The organism is Agromyces sp. C10 (assembly GCF_023217995.1).
GTDB classification, from domain to species: domain Bacteria; phylum Actinomycetota; class Actinomycetes; order Actinomycetales; family Microbacteriaceae; genus Agromyces; species Agromyces indicus.
This window is the reverse complement of record NZ_JALPSX010000007.1, coordinates 13,747-33,283: the sequence shown is the minus strand read 5'-3', so window position 1 is coordinate 33,283 and position 19,537 is coordinate 13,747. Positions and strand designations below refer to the sequence as shown.

Here is a 19,537-nt window from a genome sequence, read left to right as displayed (position 1 = left end):
TGCGGAAGCACCCGGCCGCGTTGCGTGTGCGTGCGTCAGGCGGTGACCGCGACCACCCGGCGCGGACCGGCCGGGCCGGTGTTGCGGAGGAACAGGATGATCCAGCTGAAGATGAGCACGCCCGCGACCAGCTCGACCGCGGTCAGGTTGTAGTAGCCGATCGCGAAGAAGATGCCGAGCAGCACGATCACGGCGACGTAGACCCAGCCGAGCACGACGAAGACGCGCGGCATCGACGGCAGGAACCGCGGCAGGCCGATGACCATCACCGCGTAGACCACGGCCATGCCGGTCGCGACGGTGTTGTGGATGAGGAAGAAGCGGTCGACGGGGAACACGCCCACGAGCGCCAGCAGGATGCCGATGAGCACGAGCCCCCAGCGCACCACGTCGCGCCCGCGGCGCTCCCGGTCGGTGCCCGCGGGCAGCCCGGCGGTGGCGTAGCGCGCGACGATCGTCACGATCGCCCCGGCGATGATGAGCGTGAGGTTGAAGGCGAACGCCGACAGGTCGTCGGTCATGCCGAGCGCGCTGAGGTTCTCCTGCCACCACAGCGGGTCGCTCGCGCTCAGCATGGCGGTGATGACGCCGACGACGAGGAACACCGCGAGCACGATCGACAGCAGCATGGGCGTCATCCGCACCGACGACAGGAAGCACACGTAGGCGGTCACGGCGAGCGCGACGCCGAACAGCAGGGCACCCGGGATCGTGAACACCACGGCGCCGCGGAAGCTCTGCTCGAGCACGTCGGCGAGGCCCGTCCACCCCAGCAGCGCGATCACCGCGTGGGCGAGCGAGAGGGCTGCCACGTCGAACCAGTGCAGTCGCGGCCCGGGGTGGTCGGGTGCGCCGGGCGAGCCGGCCGGGGCCCTGGTGCCGCCGGTGTCGGCATCGACGGCGGATGCCGCGCCGAACCGCCGTCGCAGCACGAGCCGCCCCGCGACGAAGGCGAGGGCCGCGGCGACCGCCGCGCCCAGCGCGACCGCCATGCCGAGCGAGCCCCGACCCGCGATCGGCAGCGAGTCGCCCCAGAACAGCAGCAGCCCGAGCGGCGCGGCGACGACGAACACCGCCGCGCCGACGATCAGCGCCGACGACTCGATCGACTCGGTCGTGCGGGTCGGCTCGCGCAGGATGCCGATGATGGACGCCGGCTGGGACATGCTCGCCTCCGCTCAGCGGCCGCGGCCCGCCGTCCCCCGGCGCGTGCCCGCGGCTCGCGGAACCAGCCTGCCAGTTACCGGCCGATGGGGTCGAGCACTTCGAGCATCGATCCCTGCACCACGCCGGCCCACTCGTACGCGGCGCGCAGGTAGTCGTCGCGCTCCTCGTCGGCGGGCTCGGCCTCCTCGGGGTCGGTCGCTCCGACCCGCTCGGCGAGGATCAGCCGCAGGTCGGTGAGGAACGTCAGCCAGCCCCACGCCTGCGCCTGGTCGAGTTCGATCTCGACGACGCCCTCCCCACGGCGCACGGCCGTGGCATCCCGCACCGCCTGCGCCGCCTGGCGCTTGCCGTCGACGAGGCTGTCGCGCGTATAGCGCTCGAAGTCGCGCGCGGCGGCCTCGTCGTCGCGGTACGCCGAGGGGAACAGTCGGTCGAGCGCCGGGTCGTCGTCGCCGCCGAGGAGCAGCACGGAGTCGACCTGGTCGGCGAGCTCGGACAGGAGCATCGCCTCCTCGGTCTCGAGGACGATGCGGACGCCATCGGCGCCGCCCTCGCGGCCGGCCACGATCACGGTTCGGCCCTCGACACCGTCGCCTGGAGTCCGTAGCCGTGCATGGCGTGCACGTGGCGTTCCATCGCCTCGCGGTTGCCCGTGGAGACGACCGCCCTGCCCTCGTGGTGCACCTGCAGCATGAGCCGCTCGGCCTCCTCGCGCGGGTAGCCGAAGTAGCTGCGGAACACGTACGTGACGTAGGTCATGAGGTTGACCGGGTCGTCCCACACGATGGTCTGCCACGGCACGTCGGGCCGCACGACCTCATCGGTGACGAGGTCGGCGTCGAGCTGCTCGATCGTGGACGACACCCTTCCAGACTGTCACGGACCCGGGGCCGATCGCACGTCCCCCGTCGGGCCCAGCGCCGCCGCGACGGCCTCCTCGAGGCTCATCTCCATGCCCGCCCGGTACAGCGGCGCCAGGTCCGGGCGCGTGGGGTCGAGCTCGTCGATCGAGAGGCCGCGGATGCGGGTCACCTCGTGGTCCACGATCCTCGTGCCCGAGGAGTTCCTGAGTCCGCGCGCCGCACCCAGGAGTCGAGCCGCGCGCTCCTCGTCGTCGGCCGCCTGCGCGAGCGCGGCTGCGAGCGAGAGGAACATCACGACCGCGGAGACGTCGCGGTGCGGCGCGAAGAGCTCGAGCCCGTGCTCGAGGTACTCCCATGCCGTCTCGAGGTCGTCCACCCGGGCACTGAAGACGGCGACCTCGAACATGCCCCAGCCCATGCCGAACTCGTCGCCCGCATGCCGGTAGTGCTCGATGCTCTCGTGGAAGAGCCGGAGCGCGCGCGCCTGGTCGTCGTCGAAGTCGGCGACGGCCTGGCCCAATCCCCAGGCGATGTTGCCGAGGCCGTCCTCGTCGCCGAGCCCGCGGTAGATGGCCTCCCCCTCGTCGTAGAGGGCGAACACCTCGCGCCGGACCTCCTCCGTCGCGCCCGTGGAGGCGGCGGCCACGGACTGCCCGATCGCGGCGTTGTAGATGGCGTTGGCGATCTCGGCGGGGCCGCCGAACTCCCGCTGGATCGCGAGGGCCTCGCGGTACGGCCCGACGCAGCGGTCGATCTCGCCCTGCCACCAGTAGACGCCGCCGAGGGCCTCGAGCGCTCGCGCCCGATTCCGGGGTTCGCCGCCCGGGAGCGAGACGACCGTCTCGAGCCGGCTCCGACCCTCATAGAGGTGGCCGCGCGACTGCCAGAACCGCCACGAGGCTGCCGCGAGCCGGAGGGCGAGGTCGGTCTCGCCGTGAACGGCGGCCCAGTCCAGTGCCGTGCGCACGTTGTCGTGGTCGGCGTCGAACCGGTCGAGCCACGCCGAACGGTCCTCCCCCAGCACGTGGGCGGCGACCTCCTCCGCCCAGTCGACGTACGCCTGGAGGTGCCGACGGTGGATGGCCTCGCCCGTCCCGCTCGCCTCGAGCTTGAGCAGGGCGACCTCGCGGATGACGTGCAGCGTCCGGAAGCGGGCGCGACCGCCGGGCGCGGCCACCTGTCGAAGCAGGCCCTGGTCGACGAGCTCGGCCAAGCCGCTCAGCAGGTCGACGTCGACGTCGTCGCACACCCGCTCGATCTGCTCGAGGTCGGCGCCGCCCGCGAACACGCCGAGCCTCGCGAAGAGCTCCCGCACGGGCGGGTCGAGCAGGTCGTGGCTCCACGCGATCGCGCCCTCGATCGTGCGCTGGCGCTCCGGCAGGTCGATCGTGCCGGTGCCGGGCCTGGCCGGGTCGAGGCGGGCGAGGATCTCGGGCACCGGCAGGAGCCGGACCCGGGACGCGACGAGCTCGATCGCGAGCGGGAGGCCGTCGAGGCCGCGGACGAGCTCGGTGACGGCCTCGACGTTCTCCGGCGTCACCGCGAAGTCCGGGCGCACGGCCATCGCGCGATCGAGGAACAGCGCCACCGCGTCGGACTCGGCGGCGCCCACCGCGTCGTGCCGGTCGGGCAGCTGCATGGGCTCGAGGGGCATCTCCTGCTCGGCGGCGATGCGGAGCGGACCGCGCGACGTGACGAGGAAGCGGGACCTCGGCGACGCGGTCACGAGGTCGGCCACGACGGATGCCGCGGCGATCACCTGCTCGAAGTTGTCGAGGATGAGCAGCACCTCCCGGTCGGCGAGCCGGTCGAGGAGCGCGTCCCTGGGCAGCCGGTTCCCAGGTGCGGAGTCCTCGCCGAGCGCGCGCAGCACCTGGGAGGGGACGACGTCGGGGTCGTCGACCGGCGCGAGGTCGACGAAGTAGACGCCGTCGCGGAAGCGCGCTCCGATCTCCGCGCCGACCTGCAGGGCGAGGCGGGTCTTGCCGGTGCCGCCCGTCCCGGTGATCGTGACGACGCGCGAGGACTCGAGCAGCTCGCGCACGCGGGCGCTCTCGCGGCGACGGCCGACGAAGTGGGTGACCTGCACGGGCAGGTTGTTCGGCACGCTCTCGAGCGACCGCAGCGCCGGGAAGTCGTGCTCGAGTCCCTCGACGTCGAGCTGGAAGATGCGCTCGGCCCGGGAGAGGCCCCGGAGCTGGTGTCGGCCGAGGTCGCGCATCGCCACGCCGTCCGGCAGGTCGTGGTCGACGAGCGCGGCCGTGGGGGCCGACATCACGACCTGGCCGCCGTGCGCCGCGGCGCTGATGCGGGCGGCGCGGTGGACGTCGATGCCCACGTAGTCGTCGCCGCCGAGGAGGCCGAGCCCGGTGTGCAGTCCCATCCGCACCCTCGGCGCGAGTCCCGCGGGCCAGTCGTGCCCGGTGATGGCCCGCTGGGCGTCGGCGGCGGCGGACACGGCGTCGGCGGCCGAGGCGAACGCCGCGAAGAATCCGTCGCCCTCGGTCTTCACGACGACGCCGTCGTGCCGCGTGATGGCGTCGCGGACCAGCCGGTCGTGGTCGGCGAGCAACGCCGGCCACCGATCGGCGGCCGCTTCCAGCAGGCGGGTCGATCCCTCGACATCCGTGAACAGGAAGGTGACCGTCCCCGTCGGGAGACGACGACGGCTTCGCGACGCCGTGGTGGTCACCCTTCGAGAGTGGCACGACCGGCGCTCGACCGCACCCCCTGTCGGCCGGTCGGCGACCTCAGCGCACGGAGGCGGTGACCGTGAACTTCGCGTTGCGCTCGACCTGGCGCGTCGGGCCGACGGTCCGCTCGAGCAGCGACCGGTACCGCAGGTGCGAGTTCCACACGCACCACAGCTCGCCGTCGGGCTCGAGCACGCGCGCCGCCTCGGCGAAGAGGTGCGCGGCGATGCCGGTGTGCACGGCGGCATCCGAGTGGAACGGCGGGTTCAGCACCACGAGGCGCTCGCTCGCGTCGGGCAGGTGCTCGAGGCCGTCGGCTCGGGTCACGCGAACGTGGTCGTCGACGCCGTTCGCCGCGGCGGTCAGGGCAGCGGATGCCGCGGCCGCGGCGCTCCGGTCCGATGCGTGCACCACGAGTCCGGGTCGCTCGCGCGCGAGCCACGCCGCGACGACGCCCGACCCGCAGGCGAGGTCGACCGCGCTCGCGGCATCCGGGACCGCATCGCCGAGGACCCCGAGCAGGAACCGGGTGCCGATGTCGACCGACGTGCCGGCGAACACGCCACCGCGGGCGACGACCGTGAGTCCGAGCTCGTCGTCGCGCCGCTGTGCGGGCCGGAGGGGTTCGGCGGGACGCGCGCCGATGCCCGAGGCGACGAGGACGCGCGACTTCTGCCGGGCGTGGGAGACGTCGACCCGCACGAAGCGGCGACCGAGCACTTCGTTCATGGCGAGCGACATGTGCTTGATGCGGCCGCCCGCGAACACCCGCACGTCGGGCGCCGCGCCGAGCGCGATCGTCGCCGCGACCTCGTCGAGCCGGTCGAGCGACCTCGGCAGCCGCATGAGCACGACCCGCGCGCCCGCGACCAGCTCGGGCGAGAGCGGCAGGCTGCGCGGCCGGTCGGAGTCGGGCACGCCGAGCCGCCGGGCGTTCGCGGCGAGCGCCCGTTCGCCCGTGATCGGGTCCTGGTGCACGCGGACCTCGTGCGCGCCGGCGTCGACCGCGCCGAGGGCGAGGGCGCCGTACGCGTCGTCGATCACCACGACGGCACCCGGGATCCCGGCCGCCGCGGCGAGCGCGTCGACGGCCTCGTCGAGGATCAGCCGGTCCGCGGCATCCGCTGCCACGAGGTTCGGCCCCTCGAGGTCGGGGGCGCGCCGGAGGGCGTCGAGGTCGATGGCCACACCGAATCGTAGCCCCGGCGACCGCGGCACCCGTGGCGTCAACCCCCTGTCGGCGCCGGGCGCGGGGCCGGGAGGATCGCGGCAATGAAGGAGGCATCATGACCGTCAATGACCGCACCGGGGTCCGCTACGCGGAGACACCGGTCCAGAAGGCCGCACTGATCGTGGGAATCGTGTTCCTCGTCGTCGGGATCCTCGGGTTCATCCCCGGCATCACGACGAACGTGGACCAGATGCAGTTCGCCGGGCACCACTCCGAGGCCCTGCTCCTGGGGATCTTCCAGGTCTCGATCCTGCACAACATCGTCCACCTGCTGTTCGGAGTGGCGGGCGTCCTGCTCGCGCGCTCGTACAGCGGCTCGAAGAACTTCCTCATCTGGGGCGGCGCCGTGTACGCGCTGCTCTGGCTCTACGGCCTGCTGGTCGCCGAGGACAGCGCCGCGAACTTCGTGCCGATGAACGACGCCGACGACTGGCTGCACTTCGTGCTCGCCGTCGGCATGATCGCGCTGGGCGTGCTGCTCACGCGCAACCGCACGGGCGCGCGCCGGCCCGGCGTCGCCGACCGCCGCTAGCCCCCCGAGGGGCCGCTCGCGCCCGGCGCCCCCTCGAGGGCGCCGGGCGCTCGGCGCCAGAACTCGGCCAGGGTGAGCGCGCCGCGCTCGAGCACGTCCATCCGCACGTGCTCGTCGGGCGCATGCCACCGGTCGCTCGGCAGGCCGGTGCCGAAGAACACGAGCGGCGCCCCGGTCGTCCGCGCGAGCAGCGTCGCCGGGCCGCCACCGCCGTTGCCCATGCGACCCACCTCGTCCGGCTCGACCTCGAAGCCGACCGCCATGGCCGCCGCGAGCGCGTCCAGCGCCGGGTGCTCGGGCGTCCGGTACGGCGCCTCCGCGGTGAGGTGGTCGAACTCCAAGTCGTAGCGGATGCCGCGCAGCCGGTCGGCCATCCACGCCTCGAGGTGCTCGGCCACGGCCTGCGGGTCCTGGTCGCCGACGAGCCGGATGCTGAGGTCGGCGGTCGCGGTCGCGGGGATGACCGACCGCGGCAGGCCCTCCGTGTCGCCTCCGGTGATGCTGATCACCTCGATGGCCGGACGCGCCCACAGTCGCTCGGGCAGGGAGTGGCCGCCGTCGCCGACCACGCGGGCCGTCTCGGTCCGTTCCGCCCAGTCCTCCGGTTCGAGCGCGAGGCCGTCGAACTCGTCGCGGTCGCGGTCGTCGGGCGAGGCGACGTCGCCGATGCCAGGGACGACGATGCGGCCCTCGTCGTCGTGGAGGTCGGCGATGACCGCCGCGAGGTCGTGGATCGGATTGGGGGCGGCGCCCGAGACGGTGCCGCTGTGCACGTCGACCAGCGGCCCGTGGACCGTGAGCGTCGCCCCGATCATCCCCCGCACGCTCGTGCACAGGGCCGGCCGGTCGGCGTCGGCGAGCAGGGTGTCGGAGTACAGCACGAGGTCGGCTGTGACGTCGTCGCGGTGGGCCTCGAGCAGATCGGCGAGGTGGGGCGAACCGAGCTCCTCCTCGCCGTCGATCAGGAACCGCACGTTCACCGCCGGGCCCCCGTCGACCGCGACGTGCGCCGCGAGGGCCAGCAGGTGCGCCGCGACCTGGCCCTTGGCGTCGGACGCACCGCGGCCGAACATCACGCCGTCGCGGACCGCCGGTTCGAACGGCGCGGTCTCCTGCCAGTCCTCGGCGTGCACCGTGCGGACGTCGTGGTGGCTGTAGACGAGCACCGTCGGGGCGCCCGGATGCGGCATCCACTCGCCGTAGACCGCGACGGTGTCGCCCTGCGGCCAGACCTCGACGCGGGGGAAGCCGACCGCGCGCATCCGGGCCGCGAGGTGCGCCGCCGACCAGCGCATCGCATCGGCCCGGTCCGGATCGCCGGCCACCGAGGGGATGCGCACCCACTCGGCGAGTTCCTCCGCGAATGCAGCTCGCCGCCCCTCCACGAACCGCCGGGTCCGCGCCGCCGCATCCATCAGGTCGGTCATGCGTCACGGTAGCCACGCCGGACTTCGCCGCGGTACGGGATTGACCCGGTCGGGCACCGCGAGGTACTGGGGCGGCGTACCCGACCGGGGCCGAGGGCGTCAAGATCTTCCGCGACGTCGGTGGTCGGGGCGATGATCGCCCGACGCGCATCGGTCGACGGCGGTTCACGCGCAGGGAACCCACGTGGCCTAGCGTGTGCCCGGGCGGGCCGCCGCCCTGAACGAACCACCTCGAGAGGAATCCCGACACGTGAAGACCCGACTCCTGGGGGCTGCGGCGACCGCCGCCCTGCTCCTCGGCGGTGGCGCCGCCCTTCCCGCCGCCGCCGCACCGAACACCGCGAACGAACTCGACCTCACCCTGCTCGCGACCACCGACCTGCACGGGCGCGTCCTGAACTGGGACTACTTCAGCGACCGCGCCTACAGCGACCGCGCCGGCGACTCCGTCGGCCTCGCCAAGGTCGCCTCGGTCGTCGACGAGGTCCGCGCCGAGGTCGGCGACGAGCGCCTCCTCGTGGTCGACAACGGCGACGCCATCCAGGGCACGCCGCTCAGCTACTACTACGCGGTGCAGGAGCCCGTGCAGGAGACCGGCGCCGACCACCCGATGGCGGCCGCGTACGCCGCCATCGGCTACGACGCCCAGGTGGTCGGCAACCACGAGTTCAACTACGGGCTCGACCTGCTGGCCGCGTACGAGGACGACCTCGGGTTCCCGCTGCTGGGCGCGAACGTGCTCGACGCCGAGACCGGCGAGCCCGCGTTCGACCCGTACACGCTCGTCACCAAGAAGGTGAAGGGGCACAAGCCCGTCAAGGTCGGCATCCTCGGCCTCACCACGCCCGGCTCGGCGATCTGGGACAAGGCGAACGTCGAGGGCGAGCTCGAGTTCCGCGACATGGTCGACGCCGCCGAGGAGTGGGTGCCGAAGGTCCGCGCGGCGGGCGCCGACGTGGTGGTGGTGCTCTCGCACGCCGGCACGGGCGGCTCGTCGTACGACGAGTCGATCGCGCCGCCCGAGAACGCGACGGCCGACATCGCCCGCGAGGTGCCCGGCATCGACGTCGTGGTCGTCGGCCACTCGCACCTCGACAAGCCGAGCGAGGTCGTCGTGAACGAGGTCACCGGCGACGAGGTGCTGCTCACCCAGCCCTACCGCTGGGGCTCCACCGTCTCGCGCGTCGACCTCTCGCTCGAGAAGGTCAAGGGCAAGTGGGATGTCGCCGACGCCGAGGCGTCCGCGATCCGCACGGCGGCCTACCCGGAGTCCCCTGCGATCGTCGACCTCGTCGCCGACCAGCACGCCACGACCGTCGCGTACGTGAACCAGGTCGTCGCGCGCTCGACCGAGGAGCTGTCGGCGGTCACCTCGAGGTACGAGGACACGGCGATCATCGACTTCATCCAGCAGGTGCAGACGGATGCCGTGGCGGGCTCGCTCGCGGGCACGGCCTACGCCGACCTGCCCGTGCTGTCGATCGCCGCGCCGTTCAGCCGCACCGCCGTCTTCCCGCAGGGCGACGTCACCGTGCGGGACATCGCCGGCCTCTACATCTACGACAACACGCTGCAGGCCGTCACGATGACCGGTGCGCAGGTGAAGGACTACCTCGAGTACTCGGCGAAGTACTACGCGCAGGTGCCCGTCGGCGGCACGTTCGACCCCGAGGCGCACACCGCCGCGGGCGGCACCCCCGACTACAACCTCGACATCATCGCGGGCGTCGAGTACGAGATCGACCTGTCGCAGCCGGTCGGGTCGCGCATCGAGGGGCTGGTCCTGGCCGACGGCACGCCGCTCGCCGACGACCAGGAGGTCGTGGTCGCCGTGAACAACTACCGCCGCTCCGGCGGCGGCGGGTTCCCGCACATCGCCTCGGCCCCGGTCGTCTACGACGAGCAGAAGGAGATCCGCCAGCTGCTCATCGACTGGGCGCAGGAGCGCGGCGTCATCGACCCGGCCGACTTCGCCGACGAGTCGTGGTGGCTCGCCATCGGCGGCACGGTGGTCGGGTAGCACCCGAAGGGCGCGGGCCGAGACCGGCCGTCGAGCCCATCCGGAGGGCGCGGACCGAGACCCCTCGGTCCGCGCCCTTCGCGCGTGCGCGCGAGTACGCTCGCCGTATGCCCGCCACCGACCTCGCCGGCCTCGCCCGCGCGATCGGCGCCGACGAGGCCGTTCGGCGCCGCGTGCAGCGTCGCACGCTCGCCGTCGTCGTCGCGAGCCAGGTGCTGGGCGGCGCCGGTCTCGCGGCCGGCATCACGGTCGGCGCGCTGCTCGCGCGCGACCTGCTCGGCTCCGACAGCCTCACCGGCGCCCCCGCGGCGCTGTTCACGCTCGGATCCGCGCTCGCGGCCTTCCTCGTCGGCCGCGTCACCCAGCGGTGGGGCCGCCGGACCGGCCTCGGCCTCGGGTTCGCCGCAGGTGGCGCCGGCGCGATCGGCGTGGTCGCCGCCGCGGTGTCGGGCAACGTGCCGCTGCTGTTCGCCTCGCTGTTCGTCTACGGTGCCGGCACGGCCACGAACCTGCAAGCCCGGTACGCGGGCACCGACCTCGCCCTGCCGACGCAGCGCGGCACCGCCGTGAGCATCGCGATGGTCTCGACCACGCTCGGTGCGGTCGCGGGCCCGAACCTGGTCGAGCCGCTCGGCGCGCTCGCCCTCTCCCTGGGCATCCCCCCGCTCGCCGGGCCCTTCCTGCTCGCCGCAGCCGCCTACCTCGGTGCGGGCAGCGTCCTGTTCCTGCTGCTGCGGCCCGACCCGTTCCTCGTGGCGCAGCACCTCGATCACGCGCCCGGGCTCCCGCCCGCCGTCGCCCCCGAGGTCCCGACCCCCGCCGAGCCCGCTCAGCCCGGCGCGTCCGCCGCGTCGCAGCCGGAGCCGTCCGCCCCCGCCCGGGGCGACCGCTTCGCACCGGGCGTCGTGCTCGGCGCGACGATCATGATCCTCACGCAGGCCACCATGGTCGCGATCATGACCATGACGCCCGTGCACATGCGCGGACACGACCACGCCCTCTCGGCCGTCGGGCTGGTGATCGGCATCCACATCGGCGCCATGTACCTGCCGTCCCTCGTGACCGGCGTCCTCGTCGACCGCATCGGCCGCATCCCGATGGCCGTCGCGGCGGCGGTCACGATGCTGCTCGCGGGCGGGGTCGCCGCCCTCGCACCGAGCGACTCCCTCGGACTCCTGATCGTCGCGCTGACGCTCCTCGGCCTCGGCTGGAACTTCGGCCTCATCTCGGGCACCGCGCTCGTCGTCGATGCCACCTCGCCCTCCCACCGCGCGAAGACGCAGGGGTCGATCGACGTGCTCATCGCGCTGTCCGGCGCCGGCGCGAGCGCCCTGTCCGGCCTGGTGCTCGCGGCCACCGACTACGCGACGCTGTCGGTCGTCGGCGGGCTCCTGTCGCTGCTGCTCGTGCCGGTCGTCATCTGGGCCCGACGGGCCGCGGTTCGACGTCGGCGCTGACGGCGCCCAGCCGGGTTTGCTACCCTCAGCCCGCAATGCGACATTCGGCGCAGCACCTGGGGGAGCGCCGCGCGGCGGTTCGAACGCCCGCGCGGCGCCCGTCACGTGCGCCCGAGGGTCGGCGTCGCGCGACCCGCACCGAGCGGGGGTCGCGTCGACTCGCCAGGCGACGCAGCGTCGCGGCGCTCGTCGCCGCGGTCGCGGTGGGCGGCCTGCTCGCCACGGTCGCGCTCGCCCCGCTCCCGCGCCCGTCGGTGGCGCTCGCCGACGCGGCCGCCGGTTCCGTCTCCCCGTTCCGGGGCGAGGTGCAGGAGGTCGCCGTCCCCGGCGACCTCAGCGTGGCCGGGGTGTCGCGCGAGCGCTACATCACGGCGACCGGACCGGAGACGCTCGTGGCATCCGGCACCAACTACGACTGGGCGAAGCTCGTGCTCGTGTTCGGCGACTGGCCGGTGACCGACGAGAACGTGCGGTTCATGGTCGAGTGGATGCGCGAGGAGAACGGCCCCGACAACTGGTGGAACCGCAACAACCCGCTGAACAACGGGTACGGATCGGGCGGCGGAAGCGGCCTGGGCAGCTACACGACCCTCGTCGACGCCGCCCGGTACGCGGCATCCAACCTGCAGAAGCGCACGTTCTACGCCGACATCGTCGCCGCCCTCGAGGCCGGCACGTCAGCGGATGCCGCGGCGCGGGCGGTCTGGGCGTCGCCCTGGGCCGAGAGCCACTACGGGTACGGCACGTGGTGGTCGACCTCGCCGGTGCCCGTCGTGCCGGCCCCGCCGTCGGCCTGGGGTCGCTGAGCCCCCATGCCCGTGCGCTGGATCTTCGCGGAGCAGCTCGGGTCGCAGTTCGACGACGGCGGGCGGATGCTGCTCGTCGAGGCCCGCGCGGCGTTCGGCCGCCGGCCGATGCACCGGCAGAAGGCGCACCTGTACCTCTCCGCGATCCGGCACCGGGCGGCGGAGCTCGGCGACCGCGTCGAGTTCCGGCAGGTGGAGCGGTTCGGCGACGCCGTCGACGGGCGCGACGACCTCGAGGCGGTCGCGCCGGTGTCGTGGGCGGCGCGGGCGGCGCTCCGGCGCCGTGGCATCCGGATGCTGCCGAGCCGGGGCTTCGTCACCTCGGAGGCGGACTTCGCCGAGTGGATGGCGGGTCGCGAGGGCCGTCGCCCGCGCATGGAGGACTTCTACCGGTGGACGCGCGAGCGCACCGGGATCCTGATGCGCGGACCCGAGCCGGAGGGCGGCCGCTTCAACCTCGACCGCGAGAACCGGCAGCCGCCGCCGAGGGGAGCGGTCACGCTGGGCCTGCCGGAGCCGTGGTGGCCCGAGGAGGACGAGATCGACCGCGAGGTGCGCCGCGACCTCGATCGCTGGCAGGCCGACGGACGCGTGCAGCTCATCGGCGACGACGGCCCGCGCCGCTTCGCCGTCACCGAGGAGGAGGTCGAGCACGCGATCGCCGACTTCATCGAGACGCGCCTCGGCGACTTCGGCCCGTACGAGGACGCGGTGCTCACCCACGACTGGGTCATGGCGCACTCGCTGCTCAGCGTGCCGCTCAACCTGGGCCTGATCGACCCGCTCGCGCTCGCCGAGCGCGTCGCCGCCGAGCACGCCGCCGGCCGTGCGCCGTTGCAGAGCGTCGAGGGCTTCGTGCGGCAGGTGATCGGATGGCGCGACTGGATGTGGCACCTCTACTGGCACCTCGGGCCCGGCTACCGGCGCGCCCACAACCGCCTCGAGGCGACCCGACCGGTGCCCCGCCCGTTCGCGACCCTCGACACGGCCGGCGTGGACGCCGCCTGCATCCGGCACACGCTCGACGACGTGCGCGCGCACGGCTGGGCGCACCACATCCAGCGGCTCATGGTGCTCGGGAACTGGGCGCTGCAGCGCGCGGTCGATCCGGCCGAGCTCACCGACTGGTTCGCCGGCGCGTTCGTCGACGGCACCCCCTGGGTCATGCCCGCGAACGTGGTCGGGATGTCGCAGCACGCCGACGGCGGCCTCGTCGCGACGAAGCCCTACGCGGCCGGTGGCGCGTACGTCTCGAAGATGACCGACTACTGCGGCGGATGCCGATTCGACCCCAAGGTGCGCCTCGGCCCCGACGCGTGCCCGGTCACCGCCGGGTACTGGGCGTTCCTCGACCGGGCCGAACCGCACCTGCGCGGCAACCACCGGATGGCGCAGCCCCTCGCCGGACTGCGACGCCTGTCGGACCGCGAGGCGGTCGTCGCGCAGGAGCGGGCGCGGGACCTCGACAGCGAGGGCTTCGGGCCGGTTCCGGGCTGAGGAGGGCCGTCGACCGGGCGGACCCGATCCGAGTTCGTCATGCCCGCCGCGCCCGCCACATACCCGCTCGCGGCGACCCTCGTCAATCCCCCTTGACCGAACCGTCCAAACTATGTCGGGCGGCTCATGGCGGGATAGAGTCCGGGCAGGATGCCACCGAGGCGCCGTCGCGTCCGCGGAACCCGAACCCCGCGCCGATCAGGAGCACCATGAGCACGATTGCCAGCGCCGCCCGGTCGCAGGTGCTCCGACGCAACAACGTCACCGTCACCGGCGACCCGGCAGGGCGGCCGATCGTGTTCGCGCACGGGTTCGGTTGCAGCCAGGAGGTGTGGCACGCCGTCGCGCCGCGGTTCGAGTCCGACCACCGGGTCGTGCTGTTCGACGCCGTGGGATCGGGCGCGTCCGACCTCGGCGCGTACGACCCGGCGCGCTACGACTCCCTCCACGGCTACGCCGACGACCTCCTGGAGATCCTCGACGCCCTCGACCTGCACGATGCGGTGTTCGTCGGGCACTCCGTCGCCGCGATGGTGGGGGTCCTGGCCTCGAACGTCGACCCGTCGAGGTTCGGCGCGCTCGTGCTCGTCGGTCCGTCTCCCCGATACCTCGACGACGACGACTACACCGGCGGCTTCAGCCACGCGGACATCGAAGGGCTGCTCGACGCCCTCGACGCGAACTACCTCGGATGGTCCGAGACGATGGCTCCGCTCATCATGGGCAACCCCGCTCGGCCGGAGCTGGGCTCCGACCTCACCGAGAGCTTCTGCAGCGTCGATCCGCGCATCGCGAGCCAGTTCGCTCGGGTCACCTTCCTCTCCGACAACCGACGGGACCTCGAGCAGGTGCGCACGCCGACCCTCGTCCTGCAGTGCTCCGAGGACGTCATCGCCCCGCCGGCCGTGGGCCGGTACGTGCACGAGCAGATCTCCGGAAGCCGGTTCGTCCAGCTCGCGGCCACCGGCCACTGCCCGAACCTGTCGGCGCCCGAGGAGCTCGCCGCGGAGATCACGGCGTTCCTGCGATGACGATCTCCTCCAGCCCGCCGCCCACCAGGAGCGGCGAAGACGAACTCCACGAGTCGTACGTCGAGCTGTTCCACGATGCGCCGTGCGGATACCTGACGACCACGGCCGACGGCGTGATCACGCGCGTGAACCGGACCCTCGCGACCTGGACCGGACTCGGCGAGGACGAGCTGCTCGGCACCGCCTTCGTCGACCTCCTCACCACGGCGGGGCAGCTCTTCTACGAATCCCGATTCGCCACCGTCCTCCGGCTCTCCGGGGAGGTCCGCGAGGTCGCGCTCTCGATGCGCTGCGCCGATCTCCGCGACCTGCCCGTGCTCATCAACGCGGTGATCGTCCCCGCGCACGGCGAGCGAGCCGAAGAGATCCGCATCGCCGTCTTCGACGCCACCGAGCGCCAGGACTACGAGCGTCAGCTGCTCGTGGCCCGCCGCCAGGCCGAGGCCTCCGAAGCACGCGTGCGCGTGCTCCAGGACGCATCGAGCGCCTTCGGCCTCGCCATGAGCGTCCAGGAGCTCGGGGAGGCGCTCATCACCGCCGCGCGCACGGGACTGCTCGCCGCGAGTGCGGCGGTCCTCCTCCCCGGCGAGCGCGACGGCCGGGACCTCATCGTCGACGGCGTCCAGATGGACCCACTCATCTCCGCGGGCCTCATGGACCTCGCCATGCAGGCGATCGAGGGCGACGAGGTCGTCACGGTCGCGAGCCTCGACCAGGCGGCGACGATCCGCCCCGATCTCGACGTCGCGCTGCAGGAGCAGCGGCTCGCCGCCCTCAGCATCGCGCCGCTCCGAGGCGACTCCGGCGCCCATGGCGTCGTCGTCTGCTTCTTCGGGCGCGACCAGGTCTTCGACGACGACACGCGCGACATCCACGCCGCACTCGCCCGTCAGGCCTCCCAGGTGCTGCGGCGAGTGCGACTGCAGGAGGAGCTGGCCCATCGTGCGCTCCACGACCAGCTCACCGGCCTGGCCAACCGCAAGCTGCTCCAGATCCGACTGGACGAGGCGCTCGCCGGCGCACGGCGCGACGCGCGCCCGCTGTCGATCGTGTTCATCGACCTGGACGGCTTCAAGGCCGTCAACGACGCCCTCGGCCACCGCGTGGGCGACGAGGTGCTCGTCGAGGTCGCCGAGCGGCTCCGCGGGGTCGCGCGCGCATCGGACCCGGTGGCGAGGTACGGCGGGGACGAGTTCGTGATCGTGTGCGAGAACGCGGATGCCGAGGCGGCCGGGGTCATCGCGGAGCGGTTCCGGCACGAGGTGGGCCGTCCGTTGACGAGCGTGCCCCCCAGCTACGGCGTCGCAGCGAGCGTCGGCGTGGCGACCTGGACTCCCGACGACACGGCCGACGTGCCGGAACCCGAACGGCTGATCCGGCTGGCCGACGAGGCGATGTACGCCTCGAAGCGCGGCGGCCGCGATCGGGTCACATCGGTGACGGTGTAGTCGGGCCCATCGCTCACGGCGCACCGCGCGGCCCGCCCGCCGGGTTCGGTGACGACCTGCGTACCGCCCTGAGATGTATCGCTAGGAAGGAGGCGACATGGGAACACTGGAATACAACTCGAAGCTCTCGGCGACGTTCGACGACCGGACACTCGCCCACCTGCAGGTGGCGATCTGGTCGAAGCTGCGCCGCGGTGAGCACTTCGCGTTCACCTGGATCGACGAGGAGGCGACACCGCCGAGGACCTCCGTCTGGTGCAGCCCCACCATTCCGATGACGTTCCAGTTCGACCGGGCCGAGCCCGCCGAACTGAACCCCCGGTGGGTCGAGGTGCTCACCAAGGCGGCCAACTCGGCAGGTGGCCTGCGACTGATCCCCGAGCCCGTCGAGGCGACCCCCGCTCGATGAGCGTGACACGAACAGGAGGAGGAACGGGATGGGCACCCTGATCTACGGTCAGCGGATCTCGGAGTTCGAGATCGAGGACCGCACGCTCGCGCACCTGCAATTCGTCATCGCGGCGAAGCTGCAACGCGGCGAGCAGTTCATGTTCACCTGGAGCCACGGGATGGAGCGCGGCAGCGGCCGCAGCGTGATCTGGATCAGCCCCGCAGCGCAGGTGCACTTCCGCTTCAGCGGCAATCGCGCACCCAAGCTCAACCGGGCCTGGCTCGAGATGCTGATGGACAGCGCGAACAGCCGCGCCGGGCTCCAATGGGTGCCCGAGCCGGCCGACGCCGCCGGACCCTGACACCGCACCCCCGACGACGGAACGAGAGAACGGAGCATCCCTTGAAGATCCACCGGCTGACGGTCGACGGCAAAGACTACTTCCTGCCCGACCCCATCGATGAGCTTCGCGCGCAGATCCTCGCCGCCATCCAGGGCGGCGGCGGATACGTCACCATCCCCCCGCTTCGAGGCGGCCCGGGAATCGACATCCTCTTCTCGCCGGGGATGCCGGTGAGCTGGACCCAGCTCGACATCGGCGATTCCGGCGACGCGTCCGGGACGTCGTCGGGGCAGGACCCCGACGAGTTCGCGGATCCCTACAGCTCGCTCTGAGCCGGACCGCCCGCTTCCGCCCGGAGGCGGGCGGTCATCCGTTCGGGCGTCGACGGTCGGCCGAACAGGAACCCCTGGGCCCGGTCGAATCCCAACTCTCGCACCGCTTCCCATTGCAGCTCGGTCTCGACGCCCTCGGCGACCGTGCGCAGCCCTCGATCGCGGGCGAAGCGCACCAGTCGAGCGACCTCCGTGCGCTCCTCGGTGACGTGCTGGATCAGCGAGCGGTCCACCTTGAGCTCGGTGATCGGCAGCGCGCCCGCGCGGAGTTCGGCCTCCTCGACGGATCGCACATCGTCGAGCGAGACTCCGACCCCGTGGTCGCGCACCCGGCGGAGGTTGCCTTCCGCGGCGGCGGGCGACGGTCGAGACTCGGTCAGCTCCAGCATGAGCAGCTCGGGGCGGATGCCGTCAGTCCGCAGCCGGTCGAGCACCCGATCGGCGAAGTCGGCCCGCTCGAGCTGCACGGCGGCGACGTTGACGGCGACCTCGATCCGTCGTCCCGCGGAGGCCAGGTCGGCAGCGAAGCGGCAGGCGCACCGGAGCATGGCGTCGCCGATGGCATCCATCGACCGGGTCTCCTCGGCGATCGGGATGAAGTGCTGCGGCCCGAGCACGCCTCGCTGGGGATGGCGCCACCGGCTCAGCGCTTCGACCGCCACCGTGCGCCCGTCCCGGGCGTCGACCTGCGACTGGAACTCGGCGACGATCTCGCCGCGCACCGCGGCACGCCGCAGGTCGCGCACCACTCGCTGGTTCCCGTGCACGACACCCTCCCCCGGGCTCTCCGAGAGCCCCGGCCATTGTGCGTGCAACATCCGATTTCGGACAAAGGCGAGACACGAGGCGCTCCGCGCCCTATAATCCGCTCGCCGACCTCAGCTCCGGTCGAGCGGCCGCCACACGACGACGGCGTTCTCGCGCCGTACGCGCGTGCCGGCCTTGAGCGAGACGACCTCGCCGTGGGCCCCGGCGGCGAAGACCCGGCGCCCGGGCCGGTTGAGCATCTCATCGGCGAGCGCGCGCTCCAGCTCGCGGACGCGTTGGCGGAGGTCGGTGACCTCGTTCTCGAGGCCGAGGATGCGGCGGATGCCCTCGAGGCTCACGCCCTCGCTCGAGAGCTGCTGGATCTCGCGGAGCTGCGCGACATCCCGCATCGAGTAGCGACGCGACTTGCCCGCCGTGCGCTTCGGGGACACGAGCCCCATGCGGTCGTACTGGCGGAGCGTCTGCGGGTGCATGCCGGCGAGCTCGGCCGCGACCGAGATCACGAACAGGGGGCTCTCGCCGTCGACCTGCATCAGTGGCCCCGGGCCTTGGCGAGGAGGTCCTCGCGGGGATTCTCGTCGGGCAGGAGCGCGGCGAACTCGCGCAGCTTCTCCTCGGCCTCCTTCGACAGGTGCGACGGCACGGCGACCTGCACGACGGCGAGGAGGTCGCCCGTGCCCTTCTTCGTCTCGACGCCGCGACCCTTCACGCGCAGCACGCGGCCGCTCGGAGTGCCCGGCGCGACGCGCAGCTTGACCGGCTCGCCGCCGAGCGTCGGCACCTGGATGGTGGCGCCGAGCGCGGCCTCGACGAAGGTGACGGGCACGTTGACGCGGAGGTTGAGCCCGTCACGTTCGAACACCGGGTGCTTGCGCACCTTGACGGTGAGCACGATGTCGCCGGCCTCGCCGCCGTCGGGCGACGGGTGGCCCTTGCCGCGCAGCCGGATCTTCTGGCCGTCGGCGACGCCCGCGGGCACGTTGACGGTGATCTCGCGCCCCTCGGCGGTCTGCAGCGTGATGCGGTCGCCCTTGGTGGCGGTGACGAAGTCGAGCGTCGTCGACGCGGTCACGTCACGCCCGCGGGTGGGGCCGCCGAAGCCGCCGTAGCCGCCGGTGGGCTGGCCGAACCGGCCGCCGCCGAAGAGGCCGCTCAGCAGGTCGTCGTACTGGCCGGCGCCCTGCTGGGTGGTGTAGCGCGTGCCGCGGCCGCCCGGGCCGCCGAACATGCCGCCGAAGACGTCCTCGAAGCCGCCGGCGCCGCCGGCGCCGGGCGCGGTGAACCGGGCGCCCTGCCCCATCGCGCGGACCGCGTCGTACTCCTTGCGTTCCTCGGGATCGGAGAGCACGGAGTGCGCCTCGCTGATCTCCTTGAACTTCGACTCGGCGGCGGCATCCCCCGGGTTCTGGTCGGGGTGGTACTTGCGCGCGAGCTTGCGGTAGGCCTTCTTGATGTCGGCGTCGCTGGCGTCCTTGGAGACGCCGAGGATCGCGTAGAAGTCCTTGTCGAACCAATCCTGGCTGGCCATCGG

General features: G+C 72.8%; 19 protein-coding genes. 10 read left to right on the top strand and 9 right to left on the bottom strand.

Going from position 1 to position 19,537, the window contains the following annotated elements; translation table 11 throughout:
• Positions 1-35: 35 nt before the first annotated feature.
• The 5 genes from M1L56_RS09280 to M1L56_RS09260 form a co-directional block, all read right to left on the bottom strand.
• Positions 36-1,166: a DUF998 domain-containing protein gene (locus M1L56_RS09280; RefSeq protein WP_248599002.1), complete on the bottom strand. Its 1,131-nt coding sequence runs from the start codon at positions 1,164-1,166 to the stop codon at positions 36-38.
• Between the two features lie 74 nt (positions 1,167-1,240).
• A complete protein-coding gene (locus tag M1L56_RS09275) occupies positions 1,241-1,738 on the bottom strand; it encodes a DUF2017 family protein (RefSeq protein ID WP_248599001.1) in 498 nt (165 codons plus the stop codon).
• Positions 1,735-2,031, bottom strand: a complete 297-nt coding sequence (clpS, locus tag M1L56_RS09270) for an ATP-dependent Clp protease adapter ClpS (protein WP_248599000.1) — start codon at positions 2,029-2,031, stop codon at positions 1,735-1,737. The genes M1L56_RS09275 and clpS overlap by 4 nt, the downstream gene beginning before the upstream one ends.
• 12 nt (positions 2,032-2,043) lie before the next feature.
• Positions 2,044-4,722, bottom strand: a complete 2,679-nt coding sequence (locus M1L56_RS09265; protein WP_248598999.1) for an adenylate/guanylate cyclase domain-containing protein — start codon at positions 4,720-4,722, stop codon at positions 2,044-2,046.
• 58 nt (positions 4,723-4,780) lie between these two features.
• Positions 4,781-5,911, bottom strand: a complete 1,131-nt coding sequence (locus M1L56_RS09260; RefSeq protein WP_248598998.1) for a methyltransferase — start codon at positions 5,909-5,911, stop codon at positions 4,781-4,783.
• A 98-nt stretch (positions 5,912-6,009) separates the two neighbouring features.
• Here M1L56_RS09260 and M1L56_RS09255 point away from each other — a divergent pair, with 98 nt between their 5' ends.
• Positions 6,010-6,486: a DUF4383 domain-containing protein gene (locus tag M1L56_RS09255; protein ID WP_248598997.1), complete on the top strand. Its 477-nt coding sequence runs from the start codon at positions 6,010-6,012 to the stop codon at positions 6,484-6,486.
• On the opposite strand, the gene M1L56_RS09250 is transcribed toward M1L56_RS09255, so the two are convergent.
• Positions 6,483-7,913, bottom strand: a complete 1,431-nt coding sequence (locus M1L56_RS09250) for a M20/M25/M40 family metallo-hydrolase (RefSeq protein WP_248598996.1) — start codon at positions 7,911-7,913, stop codon at positions 6,483-6,485. The genes M1L56_RS09255 and M1L56_RS09250 overlap by 4 nt on opposite strands.
• Before the next feature lie 250 nt (positions 7,914-8,163).
• On the opposite strand from M1L56_RS09250, the gene M1L56_RS09245 reads away from it, so the two are divergent.
• The 9 genes from M1L56_RS09245 to M1L56_RS09205 all read left to right on the top strand — a co-directional run bounded on the left by M1L56_RS09245 (position 8,164) and on the right by M1L56_RS09205 (position 17,238).
• Positions 8,164-9,933, top strand: a complete 1,770-nt coding sequence (locus M1L56_RS09245) for a bifunctional UDP-sugar hydrolase/5'-nucleotidase (RefSeq protein WP_248598995.1) — start codon at positions 8,164-8,166, stop codon at positions 9,931-9,933.
• 107 nt (positions 9,934-10,040) lie between these two features.
• Positions 10,041-11,390, top strand: a complete 1,350-nt coding sequence (locus M1L56_RS09240) for an MFS transporter (protein ID WP_248598994.1) — start codon at positions 10,041-10,043, stop codon at positions 11,388-11,390.
• 35 nt (positions 11,391-11,425) lie between these two features.
• Positions 11,426-12,196, top strand: a complete 771-nt coding sequence (locus M1L56_RS09235; RefSeq protein ID WP_248598993.1) for a hypothetical protein — start codon at positions 11,426-11,428, stop codon at positions 12,194-12,196.
• A gap of 6 nt (positions 12,197-12,202) precedes the next feature.
• Positions 12,203-13,693, top strand: a complete 1,491-nt coding sequence (locus M1L56_RS09230) for a cryptochrome/photolyase family protein (RefSeq protein WP_248598992.1) — start codon at positions 12,203-12,205, stop codon at positions 13,691-13,693.
• A gap of 209 nt (positions 13,694-13,902) precedes the next feature.
• Positions 13,903-14,724: an alpha/beta fold hydrolase gene (locus M1L56_RS09225; RefSeq protein WP_067949512.1), complete on the top strand. Its 822-nt coding sequence runs from the start codon at positions 13,903-13,905 to the stop codon at positions 14,722-14,724.
• On the top strand, positions 14,721-16,172 hold the full coding sequence (locus M1L56_RS09220) for a sensor domain-containing diguanylate cyclase (RefSeq protein ID WP_248598991.1): 1,452 nt from the start codon (positions 14,721-14,723) through the stop codon (positions 16,170-16,172). Before M1L56_RS09225 ends, M1L56_RS09220 begins: the two co-directional genes overlap by 4 nt.
• Before the next feature lie 97 nt (positions 16,173-16,269).
• A complete protein-coding gene (locus M1L56_RS09215) occupies positions 16,270-16,581 on the top strand; it encodes an ATP-dependent DNA ligase (RefSeq protein ID WP_248598990.1) in 312 nt (103 codons plus the stop codon).
• 28 nt (positions 16,582-16,609) lie between these two features.
• A complete protein-coding gene (locus M1L56_RS09210) occupies positions 16,610-16,924 on the top strand; it encodes a hypothetical protein (RefSeq protein ID WP_067949519.1) in 315 nt (104 codons plus the stop codon).
• A gap of 41 nt (positions 16,925-16,965) precedes the next feature.
• Positions 16,966-17,238 (top strand): hypothetical protein, encoded by a 273-nt coding sequence (locus tag M1L56_RS09205; RefSeq protein ID WP_248598989.1) that lies wholly within the window; start codon positions 16,966-16,968, stop codon positions 17,236-17,238.
• On the opposite strand, the gene M1L56_RS09200 is transcribed toward M1L56_RS09205, so the two are convergent.
• The 3 genes from M1L56_RS09200 to M1L56_RS09190 all read right to left on the bottom strand — a co-directional run bounded on the left by M1L56_RS09200 (position 17,223) and on the right by M1L56_RS09190 (position 19,534).
• Positions 17,223-18,005 (bottom strand): EAL domain-containing protein, encoded by a 783-nt coding sequence (locus M1L56_RS09200; RefSeq protein WP_248598988.1) that lies wholly within the window; start codon positions 18,003-18,005, stop codon positions 17,223-17,225. The genes M1L56_RS09205 and M1L56_RS09200 overlap by 16 nt on opposite strands.
• A 111-nt stretch (positions 18,006-18,116) precedes the next feature.
• Positions 18,117-18,539, bottom strand: a complete 423-nt coding sequence (locus M1L56_RS09195) for a heat shock protein transcriptional repressor HspR (RefSeq protein WP_248598987.1) — start codon at positions 18,537-18,539, stop codon at positions 18,117-18,119.
• On the bottom strand, positions 18,539-19,534 hold the full coding sequence (locus tag M1L56_RS09190; protein ID WP_067949526.1) for a DnaJ C-terminal domain-containing protein: 996 nt from the start codon (positions 19,532-19,534) through the stop codon (positions 18,539-18,541). The genes M1L56_RS09195 and M1L56_RS09190 overlap by 1 nt, the downstream gene beginning before the upstream one ends.
• Positions 19,535-19,537: the final 3 nt, after the last annotated feature.

Bases quoted from the DNA above. Each gene is read 5' to 3' on its own strand.
- M1L56_RS09280 (WP_248599002.1), bottom strand. From the start codon at position 1,166: ATGTCCCAGCCGGCGTCCATCATCGGCATCCTGCGCGAGCCGACCCGC.
- M1L56_RS09255 (WP_248598997.1), top strand. From the start codon at position 6,010: ATGACCGTCAATGACCGCACCGGGGTCCGCTACGCGGAGACACCGGTC.
- M1L56_RS09250 (WP_248598996.1), bottom strand. From the start codon at position 7,913: ATGACCGACCTGATGGATGCGGCGGCGCGGACCCGGCGGTTCGTGGAG.
- M1L56_RS09240 (WP_248598994.1), top strand. From the start codon at position 10,041: ATGCCCGCCACCGACCTCGCCGGCCTCGCCCGCGCGATCGGCGCCGAC.
- M1L56_RS09235 (WP_248598993.1), top strand. From the start codon at position 11,426: ATGCGACATTCGGCGCAGCACCTGGGGGAGCGCCGCGCGGCGGTTCGA.
- M1L56_RS09230 (WP_248598992.1), top strand. From the start codon at position 12,203: ATGCCCGTGCGCTGGATCTTCGCGGAGCAGCTCGGGTCGCAGTTCGAC.
- M1L56_RS09225 (WP_067949512.1), top strand. From the start codon at position 13,903: ATGAGCACGATTGCCAGCGCCGCCCGGTCGCAGGTGCTCCGACGCAAC.
- M1L56_RS09220 (WP_248598991.1), top strand. From the start codon at position 14,721: ATGACGATCTCCTCCAGCCCGCCGCCCACCAGGAGCGGCGAAGACGAA.
- M1L56_RS09215 (WP_248598990.1), top strand. From the start codon at position 16,270: ATGGGAACACTGGAATACAACTCGAAGCTCTCGGCGACGTTCGACGAC.
- M1L56_RS09210 (WP_067949519.1), top strand. From the start codon at position 16,610: ATGGGCACCCTGATCTACGGTCAGCGGATCTCGGAGTTCGAGATCGAG.
- M1L56_RS09195 (WP_248598987.1), bottom strand. From the start codon at position 18,539: ATGCAGGTCGACGGCGAGAGCCCCCTGTTCGTGATCTCGGTCGCGGCC.
- M1L56_RS09190 (WP_067949526.1), bottom strand. From the start codon at position 19,534: ATGGCCAGCCAGGATTGGTTCGACAAGGACTTCTACGCGATCCTCGGC.